The 3,812-nt window shown below is 31.8% G+C and carries 3 protein-coding genes; 2 read left to right on the top strand and 1 reads right to left on the bottom strand.

Annotated elements, in window-relative coordinates:
- Nucleotides 1-200: 200 nt before the first annotated feature.
- Entirely contained in the window at nucleotides 201-1,910 is a 1,710-nt protein-coding gene (locus ACKI67_RS01320; protein WP_407461592.1) for a GH3 auxin-responsive promoter family protein, read from the top strand.
- 89 nt (nucleotides 1,911-1,999) lie between these two features.
- Here the strand turns inward: ACKI67_RS01320 and ACKI67_RS01315 are convergent, their stop codons facing one another.
- On the bottom strand, nucleotides 2,000-2,635 hold the full coding sequence (locus ACKI67_RS01315) for a hypothetical protein (protein ID WP_407461591.1): 636 nt from the start codon (nucleotides 2,633-2,635) through the stop codon (nucleotides 2,000-2,002).
- A 204-nt stretch (nucleotides 2,636-2,839) separates the two neighbouring features.
- On the opposite strand from ACKI67_RS01315, the gene ACKI67_RS01310 reads away from it, so the two are divergent.
- Nucleotides 2,840-3,643, top strand: a complete 804-nt coding sequence (locus tag ACKI67_RS01310; RefSeq protein ID WP_407461590.1) for a hypothetical protein — start codon at nucleotides 2,840-2,842, stop codon at nucleotides 3,641-3,643.
- The last annotated feature ends 169 nt before the right edge of the window (nucleotides 3,644-3,812 follow it).

Raw genomic sequence — 3,812 nt, 5'->3', positions numbered from 1 at the left:
TTTTTTTATTATTTTTTCATCTGACTCTTTCTTTTTTCTTTTGTTAAATTCTATTTTTACTATATTTTTTTATGTATTTTCTTATTTTCAATTGATATTTGTAGAGTATTTTGTAAAAGAATAGTTAATTAACTTAATTAAGCGAATTAGGGCTCAAATAGAGGAAAAATATATTAGCAAAAACTTTGTTAAATTATATTATGGAAATTGAGTCAATTACAAAAAAAATTAACATACAAAACAGGGATAACGGACGTAAATTTCTAAAGTATTTTGAACAAATAACTAAAAATCCTAAAGAGGAATCAAGTAAATTATTATTCAAAATATTAGAGGATAATAAGGATACTGAATATGGTAAAAAATATAATTTTGCAGATATTCGCTCCATCGAGGACTATCAAAAAATGGTTCCGGTAATTACTTATGATGATATTGCTTGTGATATTGAAAGAATGAAATTAGGTGAGAAAAATATTTTGACTTCCTATAATTTCAATCATATGAACAGAACTTCCGGAACTACTGGAAATCCTAAGTTAATTCCATTGACTGATGAGCAGACTGAAGTCTTCATGAAATATGAAAGTCAGTATATGCAGGGAATTCTTGATAAGTATCTTGATCCTTCCTGGGTTGAAGGGAAGTTTTTCTCTCTCGTTGAAGGAAAGCATACTACTTTAGACAGTGGAATTACAGTAGGTGCAGCCTCATCCATTATAGCCGATACACTTAAAGGAGATTTGGAACCTTATAGTTCCCTATTTAAGGCTCTTTATACCTCTCCTGCAGAAGCTATGGTTCCAGGGCCTGATATAGATACAAAATACATTCATCTAAGGTTTGCAATGATGGAAAGAAACATTGTAGGAATCTCCGCTTCTTTATACTCCCTTATTGTTATTTTCATGACTTATCTCCATAATAACTATGAAATACTTATCAATGACATCGAAAAAGGAACAATCGATTCCAGCATAACTCTTCCAGATGATGTGCGTGAAAGCTTGCTTCAGAAAATAGAGCCTATGCCTGAAAGAGCGGAAGAATTAAGGGAGGTCTTTAAAAATGGTCCTGATATTCCATTCATGCCTCTAATTTGGCCAAAATTGCAATATATTGTTGGAATAGGAACAGGAGACTTATCCAGTTATGATAAGATACTGAAGGAACAATTCCATGGAGGCAAAATACATAGTATTTACATGGGCATTCAATCATCTGAAGGTCTGTGGTCTGTTACTAAAGGCGTTGATGATGTCAATAGCATTCTTGTTCCAGACAGTTCCTTTATGGAATTCTTGGATCTTGATTATGGTGATGATTTCAGTAAATGCGTGACTATTGATGAGCTCGAAGTAGGTAAAATATACCAACTTGTTGTCACTAGCTTAGTTGGCCTTTACCGTTATCGTTTAAGCGATTCCATTAAAGTGACTGGCTTTTATAATGAGACTCCAACTGTAGAATTCATGTACCGTGTCAATAATACAATTAATATGGCTGCTGAAAAAACAACTGAAATAATGTTTAAAAGAGCTGTTGAAGAGACTCTTGATGAACTTGACTTGACTTTAAAAGATTATGAAGTTTATGCTGATTTTTCAGCAGTTCCAGGACAATATGTTGTCATGATAGAAACTGATGATGAAAGAAGGTTTTCCATATCTCGAGAAGAGCTTTCAAAAGTCTTTTTGGAAAAATTATGCAATATTAATCCTGAATTTAGATGGAGATATGAGATAGATTATCTTCAAGCGCCAGATGTCTATTTTGAGAAACCTGGTGCCCAAATGATGTTTAAGGATAAAATGGATGCTTTGGGTAAAGGTGGTGCTCAATTCAAGCCTGTGCATATAATCAGAACTAATGAACAAGCGGAATTTTTCTTGAATTTACGGGAACTTTAATAATTTTTTTTTTTATTTTTTAACTATCTTATTTTTCAATCTTTTTTTCTTTTTTTATCTCTTTTTTTATCTCTTTTTATTTATGAGACTTAATTATACAGAGTATCATAATTAATAAACTCTTTTTTCACATTTTTGTTATCAACATCCACTCTTTCACGGTATATGCACTTGCCGGAATCCAAATGGGTTCTGTATACTTCAAATATTGCATAATCCGCTTTTCCATCAAAATACACTATGTATGGCACATCTCCAAGGTATGCAGTTCCTACATAGTTGCTGTCATTATACAAGACTTTCCCATTTTTTGAGTAGAAGATAACATTTATTGCATGAGTTCCAAAACTTCTCTGATTGTATGTAATCTCATATCCCTTATCAGTGGAGACTTTTGAATCATACTGGCTTGAATAAATGTATCTGGTGATTTTCAAATCATCTACGATGACTGAGCTTTCCATGGAATTAGTGACTGCAGGCACAACAACTGTTGCCATAACTATTATCCCAAGAACAATCAGAATTCCTGCAAGGCAATATTTTCCGCTGTTGTCATTTTCAGAGCTGGCATTTTGGCCGGTTGATCCAGTTCCTCCATAAGTTCTTGGATAGTATCCTCCAAAATCAGAATCATCATAGTTTCTTCCATACATCTTTTCTGTATCGCTTGCTCCATAGTGATAGTCTGCATTTTGCATGAAAAAGTCATCGTCGCCTATCATGAATTTCCCCCATTCCTTCTTTTGTTTAATTCTATTTTTATTATGAGTATTTATTTTTTTATATTTCTATTTTTCAAAATCTTAACCGATTAATGAAATTTCGCAAAATACTTATTTATCGTTTTTAAAATAAGATTATAAAGAATATTAAATACTATGTTTTTAATTTTACTAGTTAATTTTATTTTTTAAGAGGATAATCATATGATGGAAATTCATTGCAAGGACTGTGGAAGCAATAAGTTCGCTAGAAAGGAAGAGATGTACATTTGCACTAATTGTGGCAGAGAGTATTCCGCATTTGAGGTTATAGAGCTTACAGATGATGTGATATCTGACCAAAAGACTTTTGAATCAAAAAAAGGTTCCATAACTGAAAAGACCAAGGATTTTCATCCTAAAAAACCATTAAGCTATTATGAATCTGCTTTAAAAAGAAATCCTAACGATTTTAATGCCCAATTGAATATAATTTATCTAAATGCTGAAAAGGCTAAAGTTACTGAAATAATTCCATATATCCGGAAAATGATCAATATATCTCCTAAAGTCCTAAAGTCAATAAAGGATAGTCAAATGGATGAAGACAAAGAGATGGAAGCAATTTGGGAAATCGGTGGTGTATTTCAGATAACTGCAGTTACTTTTAAGAATTCAGGAGATGCAAATAGAAGCAAAATGACCAATGATGCCTATGCACAAAGAGTCAATAAGGAATGGTATCTTCGCATTCTCGAATTGACTAAGCTATTTTTCACTTTTGGTGATGATTTGGAAAGCATTTTTGAGGGGAAGTATGAGGAATTGGCTATAAATTCCTATAAAACTGGAATTTGGTATTATTTGGATATAATTAAGCTTGCAGATGACCAAGATGTTCATATAAAAAAGATAAGGCATTATGAAGAAAAAATAAGATTGGTCGAACCTGATTTTGAGTCTAAATTAGATGTTAAAGTTAGTAAAAATAAGGAGTCCTTCTTAGGAAGATTATTGTCTAGAAGATAGCATTGCTTTTTTTATTCTTTACCTTTATTTCTAATATCCTTTTTTATTAAAAAAAATAAATAGTATATTAATTATGGAATTGAAGAGGAGAAATATGTTTTCAATTATAGAAGCTTATGCAGAAAAATCAGAAACGATTAGGCAAGCACGTGAAAATGCTGGAGAAATG

It is taken from the genome of Methanobrevibacter sp., from assembly GCF_045577275.1.
In the GTDB taxonomy this organism is placed as follows: Archaea; Methanobacteriota; Methanobacteria; order Methanobacteriales; family Methanobacteriaceae; genus Methanobrevibacter.
The sequence above is the reverse complement of the archived record's forward strand: the minus strand, read 5'-3'. Positions and strand labels throughout refer to the sequence as shown.